The organism is Erwinia tasmaniensis Et1/99 (genome assembly GCF_000026185.1).
GTDB lineage: Bacteria > Pseudomonadota > Gammaproteobacteria > Enterobacterales > Enterobacteriaceae > Erwinia > Erwinia tasmaniensis.
Genome location: NC_010694.1, coordinates 995,898 through 1,017,423, shown reverse-complemented (window position 1 = coordinate 1,017,423; position 21,526 = coordinate 995,898). Strand labels below are relative to the sequence as shown.

Sequence of the window (21,526 nt, the reverse complement as noted above, 5' to 3'; positions counted from 1 at the left end):
CGGGCTTAACCTGAGATTATTTTATGCCTGATACAGTTCTAACGGCAAACCGTCCGGGTCCTTGAAGAAGGTGAAAAGCCTGCCGGTCAGCGGGTCGCGGCGTACCGCTTCACACTGTACGCCGTGCTTTGCCAGGCAGTGCGTGGCCGCGTCAACGTCATCGACGCTAAACGCCAGATGGCGCAAACCGCAGGCTTCCGGCCGATCGACGCGCGCAGGCGGCTCGGGGAACGAGAACAGTTCGAGGGTGTAATCACCGTTCAGCGCCAAATCGCCTTTCCAAGAATCACGCCCCTCGCGGTAGACCTCGCCCACCAGAGTGAAGCCGAGGATATCGCAATAAAATGCCTTACTGACCTGATAGTGACGAGCGATAATCGCAATATGATGCACTTTTTTTAACGCCAAAACTGACATATCCGCTCCTGAATGGCACCTGCTGCCAACGTCAAACCGGCTCGTTTTCACCGGCCTGTTTCAACACTCTTACCAGATACTGCCCCTCTTCGGTCAGAGTCGCGCCGTGAATATCGGTTTCAAAGCCGGGATAATGCCTGCCGATGGTACACAGCATCAGTAGGAAATCGAGCACCGGGCGGCTCTCTTCGGTAATCATTTCACCCGGCATCACCAGCGGTACGCCAGGCGGATAAGGCAGGATCATATTGGCCGATACGCGCCCAACCAGCCGGCTGATATCAACCGTTTCCACATTGCCTTGCACCTGCTGCTGAAACATCTGGTGTGGCGTTAACTTCATTTCCGGCAGCATCGCAAAGGCTTGCAGCATCAGCCGTGGCAAATCGTGTTGGCGGATCAGGCTGTGAATGCCCTGTGCCAACGTCTGGATGCGCATATTGCGGTAGAAGTCAGGATCCTGCGCGTACAGATCCGGCAACATGTTTTTTACCCGCAGATTGAGATCGTAAGCACGTTTGAACTCCGTCAGTCCGCGCAGGACGCTCATCGCCTTGGTTTTATCAATGCCGATGCTGAACAGGAACAGCAGGTTGTACGGCCCGGTTTTTTCCACCACCACGCCGCGCTCGTCAAGGAACTTGGCCACCAGCGCCGCCGGGATGCCCTCTTCCGCCATCTCACCCATCTCGCTCATACCGGGCGTCAGGATCGTTACCTTGATCGGATCGAGGTACATATGATCGGCATCGGCATCGCGGAAGCCGTGCCACTCCTCCCCTCCGGGCTGGATCGCCCAACATTCTGGCTCATCCACCCCATCCGGCTGCCAGATATCGAAGAACCAACCGTCTGACTCTTCACGTAGCCGCTGGACTTCGCGGCGGAAATGCAGCGCGCGCTCCACCGAGCGGTTAATCAGACGCCTGCCGGAATTACCGCGCAGCATGGCCGCCGCCGTTTCGATAGAGGCCACGATAGCGTAGTTCGGCGAGGTGGTGGTGTGCATCATATAGGCTTCGTTGAAGGTCTGCTCATCGTAGTCGCCCTTAATGTGGATCAGCGAAGCCTGTGAGAACGCGGCCAGCAGTTTGTGCGTTGACTGCGTTTCGTAGATCACCTTACCCGGCGTACGCTCTCCGCTCATACCGCTCAGACCCCGATAGATTGGATGGAAGTTGGTGTAGGGCACCCACGCCGAGTCGAAGTGAATTGACGGCACCTCCAGCGTCTCTTTGATGAACTGCGTGCTGTAAAGCAACCCATCATAGGTCGAGTTGGTGATGACGGCATGCACCGGCCAGCCGGCACGCGGTGTTTGCGACACTTTCAGCGCGATGCTCTCTTTGCTGAATTCGCGCTTGGGTATCCCGCCGAGAATACCCAGCGCATTACGCGTTGGTTTTAGCCAGATGGGGATAATATCGCTCATCATCAGCAGATGAGTCAGGGATTTATGGCAGTTGCGATCTATTAATACGGTACTGCCTGCCGCTGCCGCGTACATTCCGACAATCTTGTTGGAGGTGGAGGTGCCATTGGTGACCATATAGCTCTGCTCCGCGCCAAAGGTGCGTGCGATATACTCTTCCGCCTCCAGATGGGGGCCGGTATGGTCAAGCAGCGAGCCTAATTCACTGACTGAAATCGAAATATCTGCCTTCAGCGTATTGGCACCAAAAAAATCATAAAACAGGCTACCCACCGGGCTTTTCTGAAATGCCGTACCCGCCATATGTCCGGGAGTACAGAACGTCGTTTTGCCCTCTTTAACGTAGTTAAACAGCGCTTTAGTCAGCGGCGGCGTAATAGTATCGACGTATTCCTCGGTGCTTTGACGAATACGCAGGGCGATCTCTTCGGCAGCATTGAGCGCATACTCAAAGAACCAGATCGCCATACGCATCTCGTTGATGCCAACATCCATCGTCGAATGGGTGTTGATAAAGGCGTAGAGCGGCAGATATTCATTCAGCTGGTTGATCTCACTACAGAGATCGAGACTGTACTCATCCCAGTCAAACACCACGCCACAAATGCGAGGATTATGCTCGATAAGCTTCAGCAAATCCTCGGCGCCCTGCGGATAGACGGTGTGAAAACCCTGTTGCTTCAGCGCAGCATCCAATTCACGGACAGGCTCGTCTTTGTAGAACACGTGATTCGGGCCCATGATGGCAATAATATTCATGACGTTCTCCTGATCGTTTTGCCTGTTCCACGCACGGCGTCTGGCGGCAAAATAAGGGGGCCGGGCGGCAGAATACAGAAACAAAAAGAGCCAGACGGCGAACTGCACTGAAAAACATCAGATCGAAATCCGACGTTTACAGTTCAATTCACCGTCTGGCCCTTTATAAGCAGAATCGAGCTATCAGGCGTAGCCGTAGCTCATCAGACGCTGATAGCGGCGGTCCAACAGTTCTGCTTTGGTCAGCGTATCGAGATCGGCCAGATCGGCCAACAGCTGCGCTTTCAGCGAGGCACCAATCGCCAGCGGATCGCGATGCGCGCCACCCAATGGCTCCGGGATCACGCTATCAATCAGCTTCAGCTCCTTCAGACGCGGGGCGATGATGCCCATCGCTTCAGCCGCCAGCGGCGCTTTATCTGCGCTTTTCCACAGAATAGAAGCGCAGCCTTCCGGTGAAATGACCGAGTAGGTGCTGTACTGCAACATATTGACCTTGTCACCCACACCAATCGCCAGCGCTCCACCGGAACCGCCTTCACCGATAACGGTACAGATCACCGGGACTTTCAGTCCGGACATCTCACGCAGATTGCGTGCGATAGCTTCTGACTGACCACGTTCCTCTGCACCTACCCCAGGATAAGCACCCGGCGTGTCGATGAAGGTGATAATCGGCATGTTGAAGCGCTCGGCCATCTCCATCAGACGCAGTGCCTTACGGTAGCCTTCCGGCGCCGGCATACCAAAGTTGCGACGGATCTTCTCTTTGGTTTCACGTCCTTTCTGGTGCCCGATAATCATTACCGGACGATCTTCCAGACGCGCAATGCCGCCAACGATAGCTTTATCATCGGCATAGGCGCGGTCGCCAGCCAGCTCGTCGAAGTCGGTGAACACGTTACGCACGTAGTCCAGCGTGTACGGGCGCAGCGGATGACGCGCCAACTGCGCGATCTGCCAGGCCCCTAAATCGGAGAAGATTTTACGCGTCAGCTCAACGCTTTTATCGCGCAGACGCTGAACTTCTTCATCCAGATTAATATCCAGTTTTTCATCCTGACGGCCAACCGACTTAAGCGAATCAATTTTCGCTTCAAGCTCTGCGATTGGCTGTTCGAAATCCAGGTAATTAAGACTCATAATAATCCTGTTTTAGTCAAACTCCAGTTCCACCTGCTCCGATCCTATCAACGACCGCAGATCGTTTAACAAACGATCGCTCGGCGACACGCGCCAGGTTGCACCAAAGCGCAACCTGGCGCGCGCATCCTCTCTCTGATAGTAGAGATGTACCGGAATTGTCCCCGAACGATAAGGTTCAAGGGATTGACGGAGACGGTTTAAAAGCTGGCCATCAATTTGCCTGTCCGTCAGCGAGATAGCAAGCCCGCGCGCATATTTTTCGCGTGCTTCATCGATGTCTATCATATCGCGGGCCATCATTTTTAGCCCGCCGTTGAAGTCATCGAAGCTGACCTGCCCACTGACGATCAGGATACGGTCTTTCTCCAGCATATGCTGGAACTTGTCTAACGCATCTGTAAATAACATCACCTCCAGACGACCAGAACGGTCATCCAGCGTGCAGATGCCAATACGGTTACCGCGTTTAGTTACCATCACACGGGCCGCCACCACCAGACCGGCTGCGGTAGTCATTTTACCACGCTCGGTCGGGTGCATGTCTTTCAGGCGCTGTCCACCGACATAACGCTCAATTTCTTTCAGATACTGGTTGATCGGGTGACCGGTTAAGTAAAGCCCCAGGGTTTCCCTTTCACCATCCAGCTGAATTTGTTCCGGCCACGGCTTCACGTCGGAATATGACTGTTCCACCTGCTCCGGGGCTTCAGCCAGCACGCCAAACATATCGACCTGACCAATCGCCTCGGCCTTAGCGTGCTGGTCGGCGGCTTTTAACGCATCCGGCAGCGCGCTCATTAGGGCAGCACGATGCGGGCCTAAACGATCAAACGCACCGGACATAATCAGCTTTTCCAGCATCCGGCGGTTCATTTTTTTGGTATCGGTACGGGCGCAAAGGTCAAACAGCTCGCGGAAATAACCGCCCTCGTTGCGCGCCTCAATTATCGCTTCGATCGGGCCTTCACCGACCCCTTTGATCGCACCGATGCCGTAAACAATTTCGCCTTCGTCATTCACATGGAACTGATACAAGCCGGAATTGATATCCGGCGGCAGCACCTTCAGGCCCATGCGCCAGCACTCATCCACCAGGCCAACCACCTTTTCGGTGTTGTCCATATCGGCGGTCATCACCGCCGCCATAAACTCGGCCGGGTAATGCGCTTTCAGCCACAGCGTCTGATAGGAAACCAGCGCATAGGCGGCAGAGTGCGACTTGTTAAAGCCGTAGCCGGCGAACTTCTCTACCAGGTCGAAAATCTTAATCGCCAGCTCGCCGTCTATGCCGCGCGCTTTCGCCCCGTCCTCAAAGCCGCCACGCTGCTTGGCCATCTCTTCCGGATTCTTTTTACCCATCGCGCGGCGCAGCATGTCCGCCCCGCCCAGGCTGTAGCCGGCCAGGACCTGGGCTATCTGCATCACCTGCTCCTGATACAGGATAATACCGTAGGTCGGCTCCAGCACCGGCTTCAGCGACTCATGCTGCCACTGAATATCCGGGTAGGATATCGCTTCGCGCCCGTGCTTACGGTCAATAAAGTTATCAACCATGCCGGACTGTAACGGCCCCGGACGGAACAGGGCCACCAGCGCGATCATATCCTCAAAACAGTCAGGCTTCAGGCGCTTGATCAAATCCTTCATGCCGCGCGATTCAAGCTGGAATACCGCAGTGGTCTCCGAGCGTTGCAGCATATCGAAACTTTTTTTATCTTCAAGCGGGATCGCCGCGATATCGATCGGCGCCTCACCGCTTTTTGCTCGGCGGGCGTTAATCATCGCCAGCGCCCAGTCGATGATGGTCAGCGTGCGCAGGCCCAGGAAGTCGAACTTCACCAGCCCGGCATACTCGACATCGTTCTTATCGAACTGGGTAACCGGGTGGTTGCCGTGCTCATCGCAGTACAGCGGGGCAAAATCAGTGATCTGCGTGGGTGCAATCACCACGCCCCCGGCATGTTTACCGGCGTTACGCGTGACGCCTTCCAGCTTACGCGCCATATCGATCAGCGCCTTAACCTCTTCGTCCGCCTCGTAAATTTCCGGCAGCTGCGGTTCAGCCGCAAAGGCTTTTTCCAGCGTCATACCCGGATCGGGCGGCACCAGCTTGGAGATGCGGTCAACAAACCCGTATGGATGCCCCAGCACGCGCCCGACGTCACGGATCACCGCTTTCGCCGCCATAGTACCAAAAGTGATAATCTGAGAGACGGCCTGACGACCATACATTTCCGCAACGTGCTCAATCACCAGGTCACGTTTTTCCATGCAGAAGTCGACGTCAAAGTCGGGCATTGAAACACGTTCCGGGTTGAGGAAACGTTCAAACAGTAGATCAAACTCCAGCGGATCGAGGTCGGTGATCTTCAGCGCATAGGCCACCAGCGAACCGGCACCCGAACCGCGCCCAGGCCCGACCGGCACATCATTATCCTTCGACCACTGGATGAACTCCATCACAATCAGGAAGTAGCCGGGAAAGCCCATCTGATTGATTACGTTCAGCTCAATATCCAGACGTTCATCATAGGCTGGACGGCGCTCGGCACGTATTTTTTCATCCGGGAACAGGAACGTAAGACGCTCTTCCAGGCCCTGTTTCGATTTCACCACGAGGAAATCTTCCGTGGTCATCTCGCCGGTGGGGAACTGCGGCAGGAAATATTCGCCAAGACGTATCGTGACGTTGCAGCGCCGCGCAATCTCAACGCTGTTTTCCAGCGCTTCAGGAATGTCCGAGAACAGCTCGCACATCTCCTCCTCGCTGCGCAGATACTGCTGCGGGCTGTATTCACGCGGACGTTTGGGATCGTCAAGGGTGAAGCCATCATGGATCGCTACACGGATCTCATGGGCATCAAAGTCTGATTCAGCCAGGAAACAGACCTCGTTGGTGGCGACAACGGGCACGCTCTGCGCCACCGCCAGTTCAACCGCCGCGTGCAGATACGTCTCTTCGTCGGGGCGTCCGGTGCGGATGAGTTCAAGATAGTAGCGATCGGGAAAATGTTGCTGATAGAAATTCAGGCACTCGTTAACCTGGACATGGTTACCGCGCAGCAGCATTTTGCCGACATCGCCACGACGACCGCCTGAGAGCAGGATCAGGCCCTGCTGATGCTCGGCCAGCCAGTCACGATCGATGGTCGGCCCCGCCGGCCCGTAGCCACGCTGGTAGGCGCGTGAGATCAACAGCGTCAGGTTTTGATAGCCCTGGTTATCGGCGGCCAGCACGGTGATTTGCGTCAGCTCATCGCCCATCGCTTCACTATTGACGTTGAAATCCGCACCGATAATCGGCTTCATGCCCTGACCGTGGGCCGTTCCGTAAAACTTCACCAGCCCGCACAGGTTGGTGAAATCCGTAATGCCGATGGCCGGCATACCCATTTTTGCCGCGTATTTCACCAGCGGGGCCGTTTTCGCCAGCCCATCGATCATGGAATAGTCGCTGTGGACGCGTAAATGAATAAAACGAGGTTCGGCCATCTGTGTTCCTGTTAACGCCAAGGAGGAGAATTATAGCGTGCGGGCAACCGCAGCGGCCAGTTCGGCATCCAGCAACGCGTTGCGTACCGGGGCAAAGCTGCGGCGGTGCTGCGGCGTTGCGCCAAACTGGGCCAGTTTTTCCACATGCACAGCCGTCGGATAGCCTTTATGCCGGGCAAAGCCATACTGCGGGTACTGCAGATCCAGTTCGCACATTTCACGGTCGCGCGTGACTTTAGCGAGGATAGAGGCGGCGCTAATCTCTGGCACCAGGCTGTCCCCTTTTACCACCGCGCGGCTCGGCATAGCCAGTGCCGGACAGCGATTGCCGTCAATCAGCACAAAATCCGGCGACAGATGCAGTCCGGCAACCGCGCGCTGCATCGCCAGCATGGTGGCGTGCAGGATATTAAGCTGGTCAATTTCTTCCGGCTCTGCGCGCCCCAGGCTCCAGCTCAATGCTTTATCTTTGATCTCGTCATACAGCGCCAGCCGGCGCTTTTCAGACAGTTTTTTTGAATCCCCCAGCCCGACAATCGGTCGGGAAGGATCGAGGATCACCGCAGCGGTCACCACCGCGCCGACCAGCGGGCCACGGCCCACTTCATCTACCCCGGCAATCAGCCGGGCTTCAGGATAGATAAATTCGTTCATCGACACAGCTCCAGTACCGCCGCTGCCGCCTGCTCATCGGCGTTCCAGCGGATTTGATGATGCAGCTCGGCAAAGGTGGCCAATAGCGTATCACGAGTTTCCCCCTGGGCGAGCAGCGGCTCTAACGCGGCCGCCAGCCGCTGCGGTTGGCATTCATCCTGCAACAGCTCCGGCACCAGCTCACGGCCCGCCAGCAGATTGGGCAGTGAAACATAATCCGTTTTCACCAGCCGTTTTGCCAGCCAAAACGTGAAGGGTTTCATACGGTAGCCGACCACCATCGGGCATTTTGCCAGCATACACTCCAGCGCGGCCGTGCCGGAGGCCAGCAGGGCAGCATCGCTTGCCAGCATCGCCTCACGGCCTTTGCCGTCCAGCAGGTGCATCGGCAAATCCGCCGCCACCTCGGCTTTAATCGCTTCAAACTGCGCGCGGCGGCGCGGATTGACCAGCGGTACGACGATTTCCAGCTGCGGATATTTTTCCCGCAGCAGCATCGCCGTTTTGAGAAAATCGGCGCTTAGCATCTCGACTTCGGCGCTGCGGCTGCCGGGCAGCAGCGCCAGGCACAGAGCCTGTGGCGCAATGCCCAACTCACGGCGCGCGGCCTGCTTATCGGGCACGATCGGCATTGCGTCTGCCATAGTATGACCAATAAAGCGACACGGCACGTTAAAACGGTCGTAAAACGCTTTTTCAAACGGTAAAAATGCCAGCACCAGGTCGGTAGCTCGGCCAATTTTAAACACGCGTTTTTGACGCCAGGCCCAAACCGAAGGGCTGACGTAATGAATAGTGCGGATGCCCTGCTGCTTCAGCCGCCCTTCCAGGGTAATGTTGAAATCAGGCGCATCAATGCCAACAAAGACATCGGGCTTCAAAGCGGTAAAGCGGCGGGTGAGATCGCGGCGGATATGAAGCAGACGGCGCAGACGGCCCAGCACCTCAACGATGCCCATGACCGCCAGCTCTTCCATCTCATACCAGGCTTCACACCCTTCGGACTGCATCAGCGGCCCGGCTACGCCAACAAAACGGGCGTCAGGATGTTTCTCTTTCAATGCGCGGATAAGACCGGCACCAAGAATATCGCCGGAAGTTTCTCCGGCGACAAGGGCAATCGTTAAGGGATGCTTTGGCATGGGTTAACGAATTAAACCCCTTGTAGAGCGAGCGAAGAAATCGTAAAACGGCTGAACTTCCGGATGCGCTTGTGCGATGTCGGCGATCTCCGGTTTAACTTCATCAAGCGTCTTACCGCTACGGTAAAGCAGTTTGTACGCGGCACGGATAGCGTGCAGCGCCTCTTTGCTGAAGCCGCGGCGTTGCAGGCCTATAAGATTGATGCCAAAAGGCGTGGCGTGGTTGCCCTGGGCAATGACGTACGGCGGTACGTCCTGCGCAACGCCAGAACAGCCGCCAACCATCACATGCGCACCAATAGTACAGAACTGGTGCACCGCCGTCATACCGCCAATGATCGCATAATCATCAACGATAACATGCCCCGCCAGCGTCGCGTTGTTGGCCAAAATGCAGTGGTTACCGACGACGCAGTCATGGGCAACGTGTGCATTCACCATCAGCAGATTGTCATCGCCAACTCGGGTTACCCCGTCCGATTGTACCGTGCCACGATGAATGGTGACGCTTTCACGAATACGGTTACGGTCACCGATTTCGACACGCGTGGGTTCCCCCGCGTATTTCAGATCCTGATTCGCCTCACCGATCGAAGCAAACTGGTAAACAGTATTGTCTTTACCGATACGGGTGTGACCATTCACCACGATGTGCGATTTCAGCGTCGTGCCTTCGCCAATGGAAACGTTCGCGCCAATCACGCAAAACGGACCAATCTGGACGCCTGCACCAATGACTGCACCGTCTTCGACAATTGAAGTGGGGTGGATAACGGCGGTACTATCAATCACGAATTAAGCCTCCCGGCTGCGGGCACACATCATCGTCGCTTCGCAGACAATTTTACCGTCAACGGTCGCCACGCCCTTAAAGCGCGTCAACCCACGGCGGGTTTTTTCGAAGGTGACTTCCATGATCATCTGATCGCCAGGTACTACCGGGCGCTTGAAGCGCGCTTCGTCGATACCCGCAAAATAATACAGCTCGCCCGGCTCCAGTTTACCCACGCTCTTAAAGGCCAGAATTCCGGTGGCCTGGGCCATCGCTTCCAGTATCAGCACGCCTGGGAAAATCGGCTTACCAGGGAAATGTCCCTGGAAAAACGGTTCGTTGACCGAGACGTTTTTAACCGCACGCAGATACTTGCTTTCTTCAAACTCAAGAACCCTATCGACCAGTAAAAACGGGTAACGATGCGGTAAAAGTTCAATAATCTCTTCAATCTTCAGAGTATGAGTTTCAGTAGTCAAAATACTCTTCCTGTCCTAAAAAATCAGATGGCATCAATAACACGGCCTGCAACAATCTGTCGATCGTCCGCAGGCCGCGAATCATTTCTGTGCGCCATGCTTTCCCTGCTTCGCATGTTTTATTTATGAAAGCCGGGCAGCATTGGTGCATGCTCGCTTAGTCTTAAGTGACTTTGCGCTCGATGTTTTTTAAGCGTTTGCTTATTTCATCAATGTGCATCACCAGTGCCGCAGTTTTGCGCCAGGCTTTGTTGGGCTGTAGCGGGATCCCGGAGGAGTAAACTCCTGGTTCGGTAATCGGCCGCATCACCATTCCCATCCCGGTGACGGTCACTTTGTCACAAATTTCCATATGACCGTTTATCACGCTGGCACCACCAATCATACAATAGCGGCCAATTTTGAGGCTTCCAGCCATGATAACGCCACCCGCAACTGCGGTATTGTCGCCAATCACCACATTGTGTGCAATCTGGCACTGGTTATCTATGATAACACCATTACCGATTTGGGTGTTATCAAGTGCACCGCGATCGATAGTAGTACAGGCACCAATTTCGACGCGATCGCCAATAATCACCGTACCCAGCTGCGGGATTTTCACCCAATTACCCCGATCGTTGGCGTAACCAAAGCCGTCAGCGCCAATCACCGTACCCGATTGGATCAGGCAATCGCGACCAATTTGTACTTCATGATAGACGGAAACGTTAGCCCAAAGACGGCTGCCAGCACCGATTTGGGTCTTTTTGCCGACGAAGCAGCCGGGGCCGATAACCACGTTATCGCCGAGCACCACGTCGGATTCGATCACCGCGTTAGCGCCAATCGAGATGTTGTTGCCCAGGCGCGCGGTGGCATCAATTACGGCACTTGGGGCGATGTCTGTCGCTGGCTGCGGCGTGCTGTCCAGCAGCTGCGCCATGCGGGCATAGGTGAGATAAGGGTTTTTAACCACCAGCGCAGCGCCAGGGAAAAATTCCAGATCCGCTTCCGTCAGCACCACGGCTGAAGCCTGGCAGGCTGCGAGCTGCTCGCGGTAGCGGCTGTTCGAAAGAAAGGTTATCTGACCGGGTTGGGCGGATTGCATAGAAGCAATGCCGGAGATGGCAATATCGCCATCTCCGTGCAATTCTGCATCCAACTGCTGGGCTAAATCAGCCAGTCGAATTGAAGACATGACTTATTTAACCTGTTTCAGAACATCAGCAGTGATGTCTTTAGATTTAGCAACGTAGGCTACCGCATTCTGATCGATAACAACGTCGTAGCCTTCGCTGTCGGCAACTTTCTGTACGGCATCCTGAATACGGCTCAGGATTTTATTACGCTCTTCCATCTGGCGACGACGATTGTCCTGCTCAAAGGCCTGAGCTTTGGTAGAGAAAGCCTCACGCTGTGTCATCACGTCTTTTTCCATGCGGCTGCGATCGCTGGCCTTCATGGTTGAGGCGTCACGCTGCAAGCGCTGCATTTTGGTTTGCAGATCGCGCTCCATGCCCTGAAGCTCGGTAGCACGGCCCTTGAATTCGTTTTCCAGCTGTTTCGCGACGGTCGCACGCGCTGGTAACTGTTGGAAAATGCTGGAAACGTTCACCACTGCAATTTTATCAGCAGCCTGAGCGCCAGCGGAAACCGCCAGTGCAAGACTCAGACCTGCGGCACACAACAACTTTTTCACTATAAACTCCTTACCATCAACGTTTGTGTCACGGACACATGTGTTGCGCGTTATCGTAGCCAGTACTGAGGCTACGATAGACGGCGCGATACTCTGTTATGTTACTTCGCTTCCTTGCGGTGCCAAATTACCAAGTTTTACCAATGTTAAACTGGAACTGTTCGGCTTTATCTCCGTCATACTTTTTGAACGGCTGGGCATACGAGAACACCAGCGGTCCAAGAGGTGACATCCACTGCAACGCCAGGCCCGCAGACATACGGATGTTGCCCGGCTTGCTGTAGTCAGGAACACCTGCGCCAAGGGTCGCTGCGGTGTCGTCCCAGTGCGTATCCCAGACCGTGCCCGCATCCACAAATAGCGAGGTGCGCACCGAATTGGCATACTTCTCACTCAGGAACGGCGTTGGCGTAATCAGCTCGGCGCTGGCAACGGCCATTGCATTACCGCCGACCGCATCGTCAGAGCTGCAAATTTTAGCGACGTCGCTACCGGAACAGTTGGAAGAGCCGTTGTTGTAGTAGGCTGCTTTCGGACCAATGGTATTGGAACGGAAACCGCGTACGGTGCTGGAGCCACCGGCATAGAAGTTTTCATAGAACGGCAGCTCTTTACCGCTCAGGCCATCAGCGTAACCTACGCGTCCACGACCTAACAGCACCCAGGAATGGTCCTGATCCAGCGGCACGTACTGCTGCGTATCCAGCGTTGCTTTATAGAACGCATTGTCCGAGCCAGGGATAGTGACCTTGCCGTTCAGGTTGGTTCGGTTACCCGCCGTAGGGAAGAAACCACGGTCCAGGGTGTTATACGTCCAGCCATAGTTAAATGTGAAGTCATCCGTCGAGAAATCTTCATTACTGGAAAGTGACGGATTCATCCCCACAGAACGCAGATAACGCCACATCGCCACCTGCGGCTGCATATTTGACAGGCTGTTATGTACATAGCCTAACCCCACACGCAGGGTATTATTTTCATTGACCGGGAAGCCCAGCGTGCCGTCAAGACCATAACTCTTATTGGTATAGTCTGACAGGTCGGCATCATCGGCCTTAAAGTTGTTATAGAACAGACGCCCGCCGAGACTGACTCCATCAACCGTGAAGTAAGGGTCGGTCAGTGAGAATTCCGCATAGGTCTGGTAATCGTTTTTAGTCCCGCTGATACCAACGGTATTACCGGTACCGAGCCAGTTCTCTTGGGTAATTCCCGCCTGGAAGCTGACGCCGCTTTCGGTGCCGTAACCCACGCCAAAGTTCAGCGTACCGGTGTTACGTTCTTTGACTTTATAGACCACGTCGACCTGATCGGCAGATCCCGGCACGCGCACGGTGTCAGTGTCGACCGTTTCAAAGTAACCAATGCGGTTTAAACGATCTTTGCCCTGCTCAACCAGATCGCTGCCTAACCAGGCACCTTCCATCTGACGCATTTCACGGCGCAGAACGGCATCTTTCGAGGTATCGTTGCCTTCAAAGCGAACTTTACGCACATAGTAGCGGTTGCCCGCATCCACGTTGATATGCAGCTTAACGGTTTTGTTGGCGTCATCAATTTCAGTCTGGGTCTGCACGCGCGGGTAGGCATACCCATAACGGCCGAGCAGTTTTTTGATGTCGTCTTCCGTGCGGGTCACTTTCGCGCCGTTGTACAGCTCGCCAGGCTTAACTTTGCTCAGCCCTTCAATTTCAGCAGAGTGCCCGGCCAGGTTGCCGCTTACCGCCACGCCGGAAAGCTTATACTGCTCGCCTTCGGTAATGTTAACGGTAATGTAAATGCCTTTTTTATCCGGCGTCAGGCTGACCTGAGTCGAATCGATGTTAAAGCGCGCATAGCCGCGATCGAGATAGAAACTGCGTAAGGTTTCAAGGTCACCGGCCAGCTTCTGCTTCTGGTATTTACGATCGCCAACGACGTTCCACCACGGCACATCGTCACGCAGTTGGAAGCGTGAAATCAGCTCATCCGAACTGAACGCTTTATTACCCACCACGTTGATCTGTTGAATTTTGGCAGAAACACCTTCGGTAAACACCAGCTTCAGGTCAACACGGTTACGAGGCAGTGGCGTGACGACCGCTTTCACGCTGGCGCTATATTTGCCGACGCTATAGTAGAAGTCTTCCAACCCCTTCTCGATTGTGCTGACGGTGGTGCGATCCAGCGCTTCACCTACGCGCACGCCAGAGGCTTCAAGGTTCTGCTTAAGCATGTCCTCTTTCACCGCTTTATTGCCGGAAAAAGTGATGCTGGCAATGGTTGGGCGCTCTTTGACCTGTACAATCAGCGTGTTGCCGTCTCGCAATACCTGAACATCTTCAAAATTTCCGGTCGCAAACAGTGCACGTATCGTGTTACTGAGATCTTCATCGGAGACGGTATCTCCGACACGGACGGGCATACTGAGCAATGCCGCACCGACGGCGACTCGCTGCAGGCCATCGAAATGAATGTCCTTCACTACGAATCCATCTGCACCGTATACGGTAGCGCTGCTAAGCAGCAGCGACGCTATGAGCAACTTTTTCATCGCCATCGTTGTTATGCATTCTTCCTAGCTGGTTCTCACGAATCTATTGCCCGGAGACAAATCAAAAGCGTGAGAAATCATTGAATAGCGCAAGCCCCATTAACAACATCAGCAAAATTGAGCCGATGCGATAACTGAAGTCCTGAACTCGCTCGGACAACGGCCTTCCCTTGATTTTTTCAATCAGCAGGAAAAGCAGATGACCACCATCTAACACCGGCAGAGGGAACAGATTGATAATCCCAAGGTTTACGCTAATCAGAGCGAGAAACATCAGGTAGTAAATCAAACCATATTCCGCTGACATCCCAGCACCCTGCGCGATCGAAATCGGCCCGCTGAGATTGTTCAGCTTAACATCGCCGACAATCAGTTTACCCAACATACTTACCGTCAGCTTCATCAGTTGCCAGGTTTTTGCGCTGGCTTCACCGACTGCGGCAAACGGCCCGTACTGGCGCACCGTTTTATATTCATCAGGCAGCGGGATAACACGAGGTATCACACCGGCAAACCCTTCAGCCTTGTTTTGAGGATTGGCTTCTGGCGTGAGGGTCAACTGCACCCTGCTGCCTGCACGCTCTACCTCAATAACCATTTCTTTTTCCGGATTATCACGCACCGCGGTGACAAAATTCTGCCACTGCTCCAGAGGCTGACCACCGACTTTAACGATCCTGTCGCCAGCTTGCAAACCCGCCCGACTTGCGGCGGAGTTCTTTTGTACCTGATCCAACACCGATTCGATGCGTGGCCCACGGGGCTGGATCCCCAAAGATGTCACCGGGTCCTGCTTGTCTGGCTCGAACTGCCAGTGGCGCAGATCGATAATCTTTTCACTGGTCTGCTCACTGCCAAAAGGCGCAATGGAAATGCGCGTATCGTCATCTCCAATTTTTGCCACAAGCGCCATGCGCACAGCATCCCAGTCAGGCGTTTCGATACCGTCAACGGCTTTAAGTTCCGTTCCGGGGGTAATTTGTGCCTCTGCCGCGGGCGATCCGCTTATTATTTCACCAACAACAGGACGAACGCCGGGCACGCCGATGATAAACACCAGCCAGTAAGCAAAGATAGCAAAGAGGAAATTAGCAGCCGGACCGGCGCTGACGATGGCCGCGCGTTGCAACACGGTTTTGTTATTGAATGCCTGATGGCGCACTTCAGGCGGCACGCTGGCCATGCGCTCATCCAGCATCTTGACGTACCCGCCCAGCGGGATCAGTGCGATGACGTATTCAGTACCCTGCTTGTCAACACGTCGCCACAGTGCCTTGCCGAAGCCAATCGAGAAGCGCTCAACCTTGACGCCGCAGCGCCGGGCCACCCAGAAATGGCCGAATTCATGCACGGTGATCAAAATCCCCAGTGCGACGATAAAAGCAGCAAAACTCCAGAGTACGCTTAGCATTGTGTTTCCCTACAACGTTCCAAAGACCAACAGTAACAAACAGGCAAATACCGGTACCGCAGCAGTCAGACTGTCAATGCGGTCGAGGATCCCTCCGTGCCCAGGGATCAAATTACCGCTGTCTTTGATACCCGCCTCGCGTTTAAACATACTTTCCGTAAGATCGCCCAGAACGGACGCCAGTGCGGCAGCAATCGAACAGATCAGCAGAGTGGAAAGCGGGACATGCAGTGGCGCAAATTCGCTAAACAGCCAGCATATCAGCGCTGAAGTCAGTAGCCCGCCGGCGAAACCTTCCCAGGTTTTGCCAGGGGAGACCCTGGGGGCCAGCTTATGTTTACCAAACAGTTTGCCAAACATATAGGCACCGGAATCCGCTCCCCAGACCAAAAACATCAGGTAGAGCAACCACCAGGCACCGGCAAAGTGGTCTGATTCATAATGATACTGCCGCAGAGCGAGCATGCCCCAGAAGAACGGCACGATGGTTAATAAACCAAAAATGACGCGCAACGGACGCGAATTGCGCCAAAATGAGGCCGAAGAGGGATAGAACAGCACCAGAAGAAGTGCAACAGCCCACCAGGCGAGGGCCGCCCACAGTGAGTCACTTATCTGTGGAAGATGCACCGAATGCTGGTAGGCCGGCAGCGTGAAAAGCATAAACGCCAGTAGCAGGCCACAGATCAGCGCCAGCCAGATACGCTGCGAACGGGCAGCAAAGCCAGCCAGCTGTCCCCATTCCCATGCGGCCAGCATACTGATGACTAAAATAGTGATGGCGAACCCTAACGGCGGCAGCAGGAACAGCGCTGCAATGACGATGGGAATTAAAATAAACGCGGTGATCAGGCGTGACTTTAACAAATATTACCCCCAGAGCGCCTATGCGCTACCGGGTGTTGCACCGCCAAAGCGACGCTCTCGTTGTGCAAATGCATTCAGTGCACCTTCAAAAACTTGTTCATCAAAATCAGGCCAAAGAGTATCGGTAAACCAGAACTCTGCGTAGGCTACTTGCCACAGCAGGAAGTTACTGATGCGATGCTCTCCCCCGGTCCTTATTACGAGATCTACAGGTGCCATATCATTCAGACAGAGGTGCGCCCCAAGCGTCTCTTCCTCGATTTGATCCGGACGAAGAAGCCCTTCCTGCACCTGCTCTGCAATTTTTCTAACCCCGTGGATAATATCCCAACGTCCGCCATAATTCGCGGCAATGTTGAGAGTCAGTCCATTATTTTGCTGCGTCAGCTCTTCAGCGCGACGGATACGCTCTTGTAACCGGTTATTAAACCGGCTGATATCGCCGATGATTTTCAGCCGGACATTATGCTTATGCAAGCTCTTAACTTCGCTGTCGAGTGCCCAGACAAACAGCTCCATCAGCGCCAACACTTCCTGCTGTGGACGATTCCAGTTTTCACTGCTGAAGGCATAAAGCGTGAGTGCATCCAGTTTGCGACTGACGGCGAAACTGACGGCGCGGCGTACAGATTTCACTCCTGCTTTATGACCAGAAATGCGCAGCTTGCCCTGGTTTTTAGCCCAGCGACCGTTGCCATCCATAATGATGGCCACATGGCGAGGGCCTGTCCCCTGCGGGTCATCGGTTTGTAATTGATTTTCGGACGACATAACGCGTAATAATTCCTTGGTTCAGAATTTAACGACTTCTGAAATATATCACCCGCCTGGCGCAAAAAAGGCCGTTATCGCGCGGGCTTACTCCGCTTAACTACGCCATTACCCCGAACGGTGGGGCAAGACTATACCACCTCCGCCCAACGCTCACAAATAGCGGCGTGTTAAATCACGCTGGCGCGCTTGGCCGCAAAGCGTGGCAGTAAGGCTTGCGCCGCTGCCCGTGCTTCGCGGTCAATGGCAATCACCGCATCGACGTTTTGCGGCTCCTGGCAAGATAGCGTGTCCAGTACCGCAACATTCAGCGCAGCAATATCGGTAAAGCGAATTTCTGACGCCAGAAACGCGGCTACCGCAATCTCATTTGCCGCATTCAACGTGGTTGTCGCCGCCTGCCCGGCTTTACTGGCATCCATCGCCAGCTTGAGGCATGGATAGCGAGTATAATCAGGCTGCGCGAAGGTCATCGCCGACATGCGCGTAAAATCAAGTGGTTGCACACCTGACTCCACCCGCTGTGGCCAGGCCATCGCATGAGCAATTGGCGTACGCATATCCGGCGAACCCAGCTGAGCAATCACACTACCATCACGGTAGCGCACCATTGAATGGATCACAGACTGCGGGTGCAGAATCACTTCCATCTGCGCATCGGTAGCATTAAACAGCCAGCGGGCTTCGATATATTCCAGGCCTTTATTCATCATGGTGGCCGAGTCGACGGAAATTTTACGTCCCATCGACCAGTTCGGATGCGCACACGCCTGGTCTGGCGTCATATGAGGCAATTCCACCAACGGCGTGTCGCGAAAAGGGCCACCCGATCCGGTTAGAATAATGCTTTCAATGCCATTATTCTCAAGAGAAGCGTACCCTAACTGCTGCTGGAGGGAAGCAGGCAAACTCTGAAAAATCGCGTTGTGCTCGCTGTCTATTGGCAACAGCTGGGCTTTTGAAGCGCTTACCGCCTCAAGAAAAAGACGGCCGCAGGTGACCAGTGATTCTTTATTCGCCAGCAGCACCTTTTTTCCGGCGCGAATAGCCGCCAGGGTGGGCAATAAACCCGCCGCGCCGACGATAGCTGCCATCACCTGGTCGACATCATCCAACGCAGCCAGATCGCAGGCCGCCTGCTCGCCGCTCAGCACCTCGGTAGCGACATTAAGATCCTTCAAACGAAGCCGAAGTTCCTCTGCCGCACGCTTATCCGACATCGCGGCATACGCCGGTCGGAACTCCAGGCATTGCCCGGTCATCAGTTCAACATTGCGCCCGGCAACCAGTGCCTTAACGGCAAATAGCTGCGGATTGGCGCGTACCACGGCCAGCGTGCTGGTGCCGATAGAGCCGGTCGAACCGAGGATGGTCAGTTGCTTCATGCGTTTGCTCAGTATAATGACCCGGCACAACCACCGATCGCTAAGCGTAACGGGCAGCTGTCGGGCAAGTTAACAAATGCAAAACGCCGCCAGCCCCCTCTTCGTATGAAGGGAGTCTGTACGGCGTTTAAGCGGATAGTGACGGACTCAGAAGTCCATCAGCTCCGTTTCTTTATCTGCCAACGCGGCATCCACTTTCTTGATAAAGATATCGGTCATTTTCTGCACATCTTCCTGTGCACGACGGTCGTCGTCTTCACTGATTTCTTTATCTTTCAGCAGCGCTTTCAGCTTATCGTTAGCATCACGGCGTACGTTACGCACGGAAACACGGCCCTGCTCGGCTTCGCCGCGCACCACTTTAATCAGGTCTTTACGACGCTCTTCGGTCAACGCAGGCAGCGGAACACGAATATCGCTACCGGCTGAACTTGGGTTCAGCCCGAGGTCCGATGTCATGATCGCCTTCTCAACGGCTGCACCGATTGAGCGATCGAAAACGTTGATTTTCAGCGTGCGCGAGTCTTCTACGGTGACGCTGGCCAGCTGGCGCAGCGGCGTAGCAGAACCGTAGTAATCAACCATGATACCGTCGAGGATACTCGGCGATGCACGGCCGGTACGGATCTTGCTGATGTGGTTTCTGAATGCTTCTACGCATTTTTCCATGCGCGTTTCTGCATCTTTTTTGATGTCGTTAATCACGTTAAAACCCTTGGATTCTGTTTGATCCACCAGCCTCTGCCGGGCAGAAGCCGTTCAAATGCCAATGACTCTTAGATAATTCTGGCAGGCAGAATATACCTTATTCTAACCGCAGACTGATATTAATGCGCGATCAGCGTACCTTCTTTTTCACCCATCACCACGCGACGCAGCGCGCCGGGCTTGTTCATATTGAACACACGGATAGGCAGTGAATGGTCGCGTGCCAGCGTAAAGGCCGCCAGATCCATCACTTTTAACTCTTTGTCCAGCACTTCGGCGTAGGTCAGACGCTCGTGCAGGACGGCATCCGGGTTGCTCACCGGATCGGCAGAATACACGCCGTCTACTTTGGTGGCTTTCAGTACCACGTCGGCTTCGATTTCGATGCCGCGCAGGCAGGCTGCGGAGTCAGTGGTAAAGAATGGATTGCCCGTACCGGCAGAGAAGATCACTACGCGGTTGTTACGCAGCAGGCTGATCGCCTCTGCCCAGCTGTAGTTGTCGCAAACGCCGTTAAGAGGGATAGCGGACATCAGGCGGGCGTTGACGTAGGCACGATGCAGCGCATCACGCATCGCCAGGCCGTTCATCACCGTTGCCAGCATCCCCATATGGTCGCCCACCACGCGATTCATGCCCGCCTGCGCGAGGCCAGCGCCGCGGAACAGGTTACCACCACCGATCACCACACCTACCTGAATGCCCAGCTCTACCAGCTCTTTCACTTCCTGAGCCATACGATCCAGCACGCTGGCATCAATACCGAAGCCTTCAGCACCTTGCAGTGCTTCACCGCTCAGTTTCAGCAGGATACGTTGATATACGGGTTTTGCATTGGTCGCCATGGTTATTTTCCTGGAAGATATCGTCGAAAAGGGGTGTTAACTGCGTGCGGTATCATCCTAAAAGCAGCGGGTCATTACTATTGGGATGAGACTGAAAATGCGCTGCCGGAAGGCAGACAAAAAAGAACCGCCGTGTGGCGGTTCTTGTCGGACCATTAAGACTGCTTGGACATGGCCGCGACTTCTGCCGCGAAATCTGTCTCAGCTTTCTCAATGCCTTCGCCCACTTCAAAGCGGATGAAGCTGGTCACGTCTGCGTTTTTCTCTTTCAGCAGCTGGCCCACGGTCTTGCTTGGGTCAATGACGAAAGGCTGACCGGTCAGAGACACTTCACCGGTGAATTTCTTCATGCGGCCTTCAACCATTTTTTCAGCGATTTCTTTTGGCTTGCCGGACTGCATGGCGATATCCAGCTGAACCTGGTACTCTTTTGCCACGACTTCAGCGGACACGTCTTCTGGCTTAACGAATTCCGGCTTGCTTGCTGCGACGTGCATAGCCAGCTGCTTAACCAGCTCTTCATCTGCTGCGGTAGCAGAGATCAGAACGCCGATACGTGCGCCGTGCAGGTAGCTGCCCAGCACGTCGCCTTCCAGGGAAGCAACGCGGCGAATGTTGATGTTCTCACCAATTTTCGCCACCAGCGCTACGCGCTCTTCTTCGAACTGCGCTTTCAGCACGTCAACATCTGTGATTTTACCGGCAAAGGCAGCATCAAGCACTTTGTCAGCGAAAGCCTGGAAACCGGCATCTTTTGCCACGAAGTCAGTCTGGCAGTTCACTTCCAGAATCACGCCGAAGTTGCCTTCAATGCGGGTTTTGATCACGCCGTCAGCCGCAACGTTGCCTGCTTTTTTCGCCGCTTTAATCGCGCCAGATTTACGCATGTTCTCGATCGCCAGCTCGATGTCGCCGTTGGCTTCGGTCAGTGCTTTCTTACAATCCATCATGCCTGCGCCAGTACGCTCACGCAGTTCTTTTACCAGAGCAGCGGTAATGTCAGCCATTCTCTCATCCTCGGTTAGCTTGCAT

The 21,526-nt window shown here is 54.6% G+C and carries 18 protein-coding genes; all 18 read right to left on the bottom strand.

Annotation, left to right across the window (positions count from 1 at the left end; all coding sequences use genetic code 11):
* Positions 1 to 21: 21 nt before the first annotated feature.
* Complete coding sequence (locus ETA_RS05615) at positions 22 to 417, bottom strand: VOC family protein (RefSeq protein ID WP_012440656.1); 396 nt, start codon at positions 415 to 417, stop codon at positions 22 to 24.
* A gap of 31 nt (positions 418 to 448) precedes the next feature.
* Complete coding sequence (locus ETA_RS05610; protein ID WP_012440655.1) at positions 449 to 2,608, bottom strand: lysine decarboxylase LdcC; 2,160 nt, start codon at positions 2,606 to 2,608, stop codon at positions 449 to 451.
* Between the two features lie 183 nt (positions 2,609 to 2,791).
* A complete protein-coding gene (gene accA, locus ETA_RS05605; protein ID WP_012440654.1) occupies positions 2,792 to 3,751 on the bottom strand; it encodes an acetyl-CoA carboxylase carboxyl transferase subunit alpha in 960 nt (319 codons plus the stop codon).
* A gap of 12 nt (positions 3,752 to 3,763) precedes the next feature.
* Positions 3,764 to 7,246, bottom strand: coding sequence for a DNA polymerase III subunit alpha (dnaE, locus tag ETA_RS05600; protein WP_012440653.1), 3,483 nt, complete (start codon positions 7,244 to 7,246; stop codon positions 3,764 to 3,766).
* A gap of 30 nt (positions 7,247 to 7,276) precedes the next feature.
* The gene (gene rnhB, locus ETA_RS05595; RefSeq protein ID WP_012440652.1) at positions 7,277 to 7,900 is read right to left on the bottom strand and encodes a ribonuclease HII; all 624 of its coding nucleotides are present in this window, start codon (positions 7,898 to 7,900) and stop codon (positions 7,277 to 7,279) included.
* Positions 7,897 to 9,042 (bottom strand): lipid-A-disaccharide synthase, encoded by a 1,146-nt coding sequence (gene lpxB, locus ETA_RS05590; RefSeq protein WP_012440651.1) that lies wholly within the window; start codon positions 9,040 to 9,042, stop codon positions 7,897 to 7,899. The genes rnhB and lpxB overlap by 4 nt, the downstream gene beginning before the upstream one ends.
* Before the next feature lie 3 nt (positions 9,043 to 9,045).
* On the bottom strand, positions 9,046 to 9,834 hold the full coding sequence (gene lpxA / locus ETA_RS05585) for an acyl-ACP--UDP-N-acetylglucosamine O-acyltransferase (RefSeq protein WP_012440650.1): 789 nt from the start codon (positions 9,832 to 9,834) through the stop codon (positions 9,046 to 9,048).
* A 3-nt stretch (positions 9,835 to 9,837) separates the two neighbouring features.
* Positions 9,838 to 10,293, bottom strand: coding sequence for a 3-hydroxyacyl-ACP dehydratase FabZ (fabZ, locus tag ETA_RS05580; RefSeq protein WP_012440649.1), 456 nt, complete (start codon positions 10,291 to 10,293; stop codon positions 9,838 to 9,840).
* Positions 10,294 to 10,456: 163 nt separating this feature from the next.
* Positions 10,457 to 11,473, bottom strand: coding sequence for a UDP-3-O-(3-hydroxymyristoyl)glucosamine N-acyltransferase (gene lpxD / locus ETA_RS05575; RefSeq protein ID WP_012440648.1), 1,017 nt, complete (start codon positions 11,471 to 11,473; stop codon positions 10,457 to 10,459).
* Between the two features lie 3 nt (positions 11,474 to 11,476).
* Positions 11,477 to 11,974, bottom strand: a complete 498-nt coding sequence (gene skp / locus ETA_RS05570; protein ID WP_012440647.1) for a molecular chaperone Skp — start codon at positions 11,972 to 11,974, stop codon at positions 11,477 to 11,479.
* A gap of 127 nt (positions 11,975 to 12,101) precedes the next feature.
* On the bottom strand, positions 12,102 to 14,513 hold the full coding sequence (gene bamA, locus ETA_RS05565; RefSeq protein WP_012440646.1) for an outer membrane protein assembly factor BamA: 2,412 nt from the start codon (positions 14,511 to 14,513) through the stop codon (positions 12,102 to 12,104).
* A 55-nt stretch (positions 14,514 to 14,568) separates the two neighbouring features.
* Positions 14,569 to 15,918 carry a sigma E protease regulator RseP gene (gene rseP, locus ETA_RS05560; protein ID WP_012440645.1) on the bottom strand — a complete coding sequence of 450 codons (1,350 nt, stop codon included), beginning with the start codon at positions 15,916 to 15,918 and terminating at the stop codon, positions 14,569 to 14,571.
* A gap of 9 nt (positions 15,919 to 15,927) precedes the next feature.
* Positions 15,928 to 16,785, bottom strand: a complete 858-nt coding sequence (cdsA, locus tag ETA_RS05555; protein WP_012440644.1) for a phosphatidate cytidylyltransferase — start codon at positions 16,783 to 16,785, stop codon at positions 15,928 to 15,930.
* Between the two features lie 18 nt (positions 16,786 to 16,803).
* Positions 16,804 to 17,556 (bottom strand): (2E,6E)-farnesyl-diphosphate-specific ditrans,polycis-undecaprenyl-diphosphate synthase, encoded by a 753-nt coding sequence (gene ispU / locus ETA_RS05550; protein ID WP_012440643.1) that lies wholly within the window; start codon positions 17,554 to 17,556, stop codon positions 16,804 to 16,806.
* A 170-nt stretch (positions 17,557 to 17,726) separates the two neighbouring features.
* Positions 17,727 to 18,941: a 1-deoxy-D-xylulose-5-phosphate reductoisomerase gene (gene ispC, locus ETA_RS05545; RefSeq protein ID WP_012440642.1), complete on the bottom strand. Its 1,215-nt coding sequence runs from the start codon at positions 18,939 to 18,941 to the stop codon at positions 17,727 to 17,729.
* Between the two features lie 147 nt (positions 18,942 to 19,088).
* A complete protein-coding gene (gene frr / locus ETA_RS05540; RefSeq protein ID WP_012440641.1) occupies positions 19,089 to 19,646 on the bottom strand; it encodes a ribosome recycling factor in 558 nt (185 codons plus the stop codon).
* A 122-nt stretch (positions 19,647 to 19,768) separates the two neighbouring features.
* A complete protein-coding gene (gene pyrH / locus ETA_RS05535) occupies positions 19,769 to 20,494 on the bottom strand; it encodes a UMP kinase (protein ID WP_012440640.1) in 726 nt (241 codons plus the stop codon).
* A 155-nt stretch (positions 20,495 to 20,649) separates the two neighbouring features.
* On the bottom strand, positions 20,650 to 21,501 hold the full coding sequence (gene tsf / locus ETA_RS05530) for a translation elongation factor Ts (RefSeq protein WP_012440639.1): 852 nt from the start codon (positions 21,499 to 21,501) through the stop codon (positions 20,650 to 20,652).
* Between the last annotated feature and the right edge of the window lie 25 nt (positions 21,502 to 21,526).